The sequence below is a fragment of the Mesorhizobium sp. M7A.F.Ca.US.006.01.1.1 genome, assembly GCF_003997935.1.
Taxonomy (GTDB): domain Bacteria; phylum Pseudomonadota; class Alphaproteobacteria; order Rhizobiales; family Rhizobiaceae; genus Mesorhizobium.
This window is the reverse complement of the sequence record NZ_RZQL01000353.1, coordinates 1-5,456: the sequence shown is the minus strand read 5'-3', so window position 1 is coordinate 5,456 and position 5,456 is coordinate 1. Positions and strand designations below refer to the sequence as shown.

Sequence of the window (5,456 nt, the reverse complement as noted above, 5' to 3'; positions counted from 1 at the left end):
GGGAAATATGGCACCCCAACGAATTGGCGGTTATTCGGGGCCGGGGGGAGAGGACGACGTCCGCCGCTCCGCCTGCCGTTTTCCAATCGGCAAAGACTTTCGCGCCGTGCGGTTAAATCTTTGCGTCTTTTTGGTTGCTCGTTCTCCGCTTGTTGTTAAATTTAGCCAACCGCCGCGTCCCGGCGGACGGACTGAAAAGAACGTCTGAACATCGATCAATTGATGACACACAGAGATTCGGAGTCATGAAATGACTATCAATCGACGAACTTTTATGAAGTCCTCCGGCGCGATAGTCGCGGGTGTAACGGCTCTCGGCTGGGCTCGGCACGCGCTAGCCGAGACCGGTCATCTGCGTATTGCGATGACGGCCGCCGACCTACCGACCACAGGTGGGATACCCAACAACGGCGCCGAAGGGCAGCGATTCCTCGGCTGCCCCGTTTTCGAATCGCTGACCGATTGGGACCTCCTTGGGGCACCCGAGCACAGAGCCCTCATTCGGCCTAGTTTGGCGACGGAATGGTCCGTCGATAGTGCAGGAACGACCTGGACGTTCAAGTTGCGCGAAAATGTGCTGTTCCATGACGGTGCGAAGCTCGATGCCAATCTCATCGCCTGGAACTTCGACCGCGTCTATAATTCCGAAGCGCCGCATTTCGATCAAATCCCATCGGTGCAAGTTAAGGCGTTCCTGCCGATGATTTCCGGCTACCGCGCGATTGATGATATGACGGTGGAGGTCACAACCGACCGTCCTGCGAGCTACCTGCCTGAACTCCTTCCCCGCATGCTGTTCGTGAGCAAAGCGCGCTACGACGAGGTCGGAAGCTGGAATGCCTTCGCCGCGCAGCCCGCAGGCTCGGGGCCGTTCATGATTTCCAACGTGAGCCCGCGAGTCAGTGTCGAGATGACGCCCTACACCGCTTACTGGAATCCCGATCGCGTCCCGAAGTTGCAAAAGATGACGGTGTATCCAATGCCAGAACCGACAACCCGTCTGGCCGCGTTGCGTTCGGGGCAGGTCGACTGGATCGAGGTGCCTCCTCCGGACACCATTCCCAGTTTGAAGCAGGCGGGATTCGAGGTGGTTACCCGTCCCTACCCGCACTGCTGGCCCTGGGTTTTCAGCTTCAGCGAAGGGTCCCCATTCCGCGACAAGCGCGTCCGCCAGGCGCTCAACTTCGCCATCAACCGCGAAGGTCTGGTCGACCTGCTCAATCAGACCGCTCAGCCGGCCACTGGCTTCGTCACGAAGGACGACGCTTGGTACGGCAATCCGGCCATCGAGTATGGGTTTGATCCGAACAGGGCAAAAGCGCTACTTCAGGAGGCGGGCTACAGCGAAGAAAATCCCCTACGCTTCAAGGTCATGATCTCCAGCGGTGGCTCTGGGCAAATGGTTCCTTTGCCGATGAACGAATATCTCCAGCAGAACCTGCGAGAGGTTGGGGTTCAGGTTGAGTACGAGATCGTCGAATGGGGCACGATGCTCGTGGCGCTGCGAAAGGGCGCGAGCGACGCCGTCGCGCTCGGCTGCCAGGCGATGAATATCTCGCTGCCCTACCCGGAGCCATCCGCATTCGGGCGCGTCTTCCACGAGAACGCGATCGCGCCGAACGGCCTGAACTGGGGAGGATGGAGAAGTCCGGAAATCGACGCACTGGTCGACCAGATTGGCGCCACGTTTGAGCCGGAAGCCGTGAACGGCCTGATGCGCCGTGTGCACGAGATCGTCGTCGACGAAGCGCCGTGGCTTTTTGTGGTGCATGACCTCAATCCGCGCGCCATCTCCAGCAAAGTCAAGAACTACCACCAAGCGCAAAGCTGGTATCAGGACTTTACTGGGATCGTCGTCGAATAAAGACCTCGACAATAGCACTAAGCACCGCGCATAGTGATCGCTCGCGGAGTTCCGACATCCACGAGCGACAGCCCAAATCAAAATTCGAGATAAGGTGTTGGTCAGTACATGGTTGTCCTGCACTCTCGCCGTACCGTGTGAACCCAACTCGACATCGGATGCGTCATGCTGAAGTTCATAGTTGCCAGATTAATGCATGCGGTGCCGATACTTGTCGGCGTCTCGCTGGTCGGTTTTCTCCTCATGCATCTCATGCCGGGGAACGCGAAAGATTTTCTCATCCCCGCAGAAGCGTCGCCGAGGTTGGCCGCCCAGATTTCGGCTGCCTACGGTTTCGATCAGCCGATTTACATCCAGTATTTCAAATGGTTGGCGAGGACTGTCCAGGGCGATCTGGGTTACTCGATCTTCACCGGCGCACCCGTGGCGGACGAACTCGCAGGTGCGCTCTTCAACACAGTTCTGCTGGCACTCCCCGCTGCTATCCTCGGATTCACGTTGGGCACATTGTTCGGCATGACAGCTGCGTTCCACCACGGAGGCCCGATAGACAAGCTGTTCTCTATGCTTGCGATCTCCGGGGTGAGTATGCCGCATTATTGGCTCGCCATCGTGCTTGTCGCCATTTTTTCTGTCTCTCTAAATTGGTTCCCAGCACAGGGAATGGGATTTTCGGGCTTTCCGGCAAGTCTAGCGGACCTGAAGGCGCTGGTTCTGCCCACCATCACATTGGCGCTCATTCCCATGGGCGTGGTCGCGCGCGTCGTCCGCGCGACGACCTTGGACGTCCTCACCCAGGAATTTGTCGTAACGCTGCATGCCAAGGGTCTGCTTGGCCGTAGAATCGTCGTGCATATCTTAAAGAATGTGGCGCCCGCGTCGCTTGCGGTCATGGGTCTTCAGTTCGGCTATCTGCTCGGAGGTTCCATCCTCATTGAAACTGTCTTTAACTGGCCCGGATCTGGAAATCTGTTGAACCAGGCGATTTCCAGGCGTGATGTACCTGTCATGCAGGCTTGTATTGTCGTCCTTGCGACCTTCTTTGTTCTTCTGAATCTTGCCGTTGATATTGCCCAGTCAGTGGTTGATCCGCGTATCCGGCGTCAGTGAGCCGATCGCGGCACGCAGAGAGAGGGTTGGATATGAGTTCCACGGAAGGTTCGGTAAGTATAATTCCGATCACCGATGTTTCGACGACTGACCACCCGACCGGATACTGGAAGCGGGTATGGCAGCGTCTCCTGACAGATAGAGTAACGCTGGGCGCGCTCGCAGTTCTGCTCGCCATCATAGCCGGGGCGATCTTCGCTCCGTGGCTCGCTCCCTATGACCCGTATACGGGTGGCGTCATCACGCGGCTGAAGGCCGTCGGCACCGTCGGGCATCTTCTCGGCACGGACGAAACCGGTCGAGACATGCTGAGCCGCCTGCTCTATGGAGGGCGCACTTCGCTGGTGTCCGGGGTCGCACCCGTTCTGTTCGCGCTGCTAGTGGGAGGCACCCTCGGGGTCACGGCCGGCTTCAACGGCGGCTTCATCAACTCCGCGATAATGCGCATAACGGATATCTTCTTCGCTTTCCCGTCTATCCTGCTGGCGGTGGTGATCGTCGGTCTGCTCGGGGCTGGATTGACCAACACGATCCTGTCGCTAACCATTGTCTTCATTCCACAGATCATACGTATCTCCGAAAGTGTGACCACCCAGGTGCGGAGCCTCGATTTTGTGGAGGCAGCGCGTGCGAGTGGGGCCAACGGCTTCAGTATTGTACGCTTTCACATTCTTCCGAATGTGTTGGGGCCGATACTGGTGTATTCCACAAGCCTGATAAGCATATCTATCATCTTGGCCGCCGGGTTGAGTTTCCTTGGCCTCGGCGTGACACCACCGACGCCCGAATGGGGGCTGATGCTGAACGCGCTTAGGCCTGCGATCTATGTGGACCTGATGTTGGCAGCCATGCCCGGTGCGATGATATTCATCACTTCCGTATGCTTCAATCTGATCGCCGATGGTTTGCGCACAGCTATGGACATACGAATAAGAATTCGAGGTTAGTCATGGTCAACGCCCCCAGCGAGCGGAAATTGACACGGACTCATGCAAATGTACATGGGCGTGGCGGTCCGCAACAGCCGCAATTGACCGTGAATGGCCTCAAGAAGTACTTTCCCATTCGGGGCGGATTGTTCGGCCGAACGGTCGGGAAGGTTCAAGCCCTGGATGATGTCTCTTTCAGCGTCGAGAAAGGAAAGGTTTTGGGCGTGGTCGGGGAAAGCGGCTGCGGAAAATCCACGCTGGCTCGTCTACTGATGTTGTTGGTGAAGCCCGACGAAGGGGAAATGATCTTCGATGGGGAGTTGGTTTCATCGAGCGGCGGGCTCTCTGTCAGGGAATTGCGCCGCCATATGCAGATGGTTTTTCAGGACAGCTATTCGTCTCTCAATCCCCGGATGTCGATTGCAGAGAGCATCGCGTTCGCACCGCGAATGCACGGCGTTGGCGCCGCAGAAGCCGGCACTGTGGCACGCGATCTGCTCCAGCAAGTGGGTCTTTCCCCCCTGTCTTTTTCGCATCGTTATCCGCATGAGTTGTCCGGCGGCCAGCGTCAGCGTGTCAATATAGCCAGAGCGCTGGCGGTCGATCCCCAACTTGTTATTCTTGATGAGGCCGTCTCTGCATTGGACAAATCGGTGGAGGCGCAGGTGCTCAATCTGCTCGTCTCTCTTCAGGAAAAACGCAACCTAACCTACATCTTTATCAGCCACGACTTGGACGTGGTCCGTTACATTTCCGATCGGGTCGCCGTTATGTATCTGGGCCAAATTGTCGAAGTCGGCACTGCGGACGACATCTACGAAAGGGCGAGGCATCCCTATACCAGAGCGCTGATCGCCTCCGCTCCCAGTTTGGACCCGCGCAACCGAACCCGTGATGTCCCGCTGTTCGGCGATCCTCCGAACCCGATCAATCCGCCCACCGGCTGCCGCTTTCGCACGCGGTGCTCGTTCGCGGAGGACGTCTGTTCGGCTGTTATGCCGAAGGTCGCCGCCGCCGGGTACGAAAAGACGCACGGAGTGCGCTGCCACATGGCGGATTCCGGTTCCGGACATAGTCGCCACTCCATGAGCTAGAGTAATTTCGCAGAACCCCACGCGGCCGTGCATATGATATTCACGAGCGAAACTCGGCTATCTTAATTGTCAAAACCATGAGGCAGGCCAGCTCTTTATGTCGATCTGAATTGCCTGGAAGGAACACAGATCCATGACACCGTCGAAAGCGGATCAACCCAATACGAAAGATGGAGTTGTTCTCTCTGTCCGGAATCTGCATGCTTCCATCCCCGTGCGTGGTGGGGAAGTGCACGCAGTGAATGGCGTCAGCTTCGACCTCAGGAAAGGCGAAACTCTGGGAATTCTCGGAGAGTCAGGCTCGGGCAAGAGCGTGATGCTGCGCTCCATCATGGGAATTCTACCTGAATATGCCCGCCAGGAAGGTGAAATCTATTTTCAGGGTCAGAATCTTCTCGATATGTCGAGGCGCACCGCCAAAGATATCCGGGGACCATTGATTTCAATGATATTTCAGGA

Annotated in this window: 6 protein-coding genes; all 6 read left to right on the top strand. The window is 57.2% G+C overall.

The window, feature by feature from the left end:
- Positions 1 to 208: hypothetical protein (locus tag EN943_RS38070; protein WP_206522867.1), on the top strand; the 208-nt coding region annotated here is incomplete at its 5' end.
- Between the two features lie 42 nt (positions 209 to 250).
- A complete protein-coding gene (locus tag EN943_RS34540; protein ID WP_127416323.1) occupies positions 251 to 1,864 on the top strand; it encodes an ABC transporter substrate-binding protein in 1,614 nt (537 codons plus the stop codon).
- Positions 1,865 to 2,029: 165 nt separating this feature from the next.
- Positions 2,030 to 2,974 (top strand): ABC transporter permease, encoded by a 945-nt coding sequence (locus tag EN943_RS34535; RefSeq protein WP_127416322.1) that lies wholly within the window; start codon positions 2,030 to 2,032, stop codon positions 2,972 to 2,974.
- Positions 2,975 to 3,006: 32 nt separating this feature from the next.
- A complete protein-coding gene (locus tag EN943_RS34530; protein WP_127416321.1) occupies positions 3,007 to 3,921 on the top strand; it encodes an ABC transporter permease in 915 nt (304 codons plus the stop codon).
- A 2-nt stretch (positions 3,922 to 3,923) separates the two neighbouring features.
- On the top strand, positions 3,924 to 4,997 hold the full coding sequence (locus EN943_RS34525) for an ABC transporter ATP-binding protein (RefSeq protein WP_127416320.1): 1,074 nt from the start codon (positions 3,924 to 3,926) through the stop codon (positions 4,995 to 4,997).
- Between the two features lie 133 nt (positions 4,998 to 5,130).
- Positions 5,131 to 5,456 (top strand): ATP-binding cassette domain-containing protein (locus EN943_RS34520; RefSeq protein WP_127416319.1); only part of this gene is annotated, 326 nt, incomplete at its 3' end.

Coding starts and splice junctions, on each gene's coding strand:
- EN943_RS34535 (WP_127416322.1), top strand. CDS start 2,030: ATGCTGAAGTTCATAGTTGCCAGATTAATGCATGCGGTGCCGATACTT.
- EN943_RS34530 (WP_127416321.1), top strand. CDS start 3,007: ATGAGTTCCACGGAAGGTTCGGTAAGTATAATTCCGATCACCGATGTT.
- EN943_RS34525 (WP_127416320.1), top strand. CDS start 3,924: ATGGTCAACGCCCCCAGCGAGCGGAAATTGACACGGACTCATGCAAAT.
- EN943_RS34540 (WP_127416323.1), top strand. CDS start 251: ATGACTATCAATCGACGAACTTTTATGAAGTCCTCCGGCGCGATAGTC.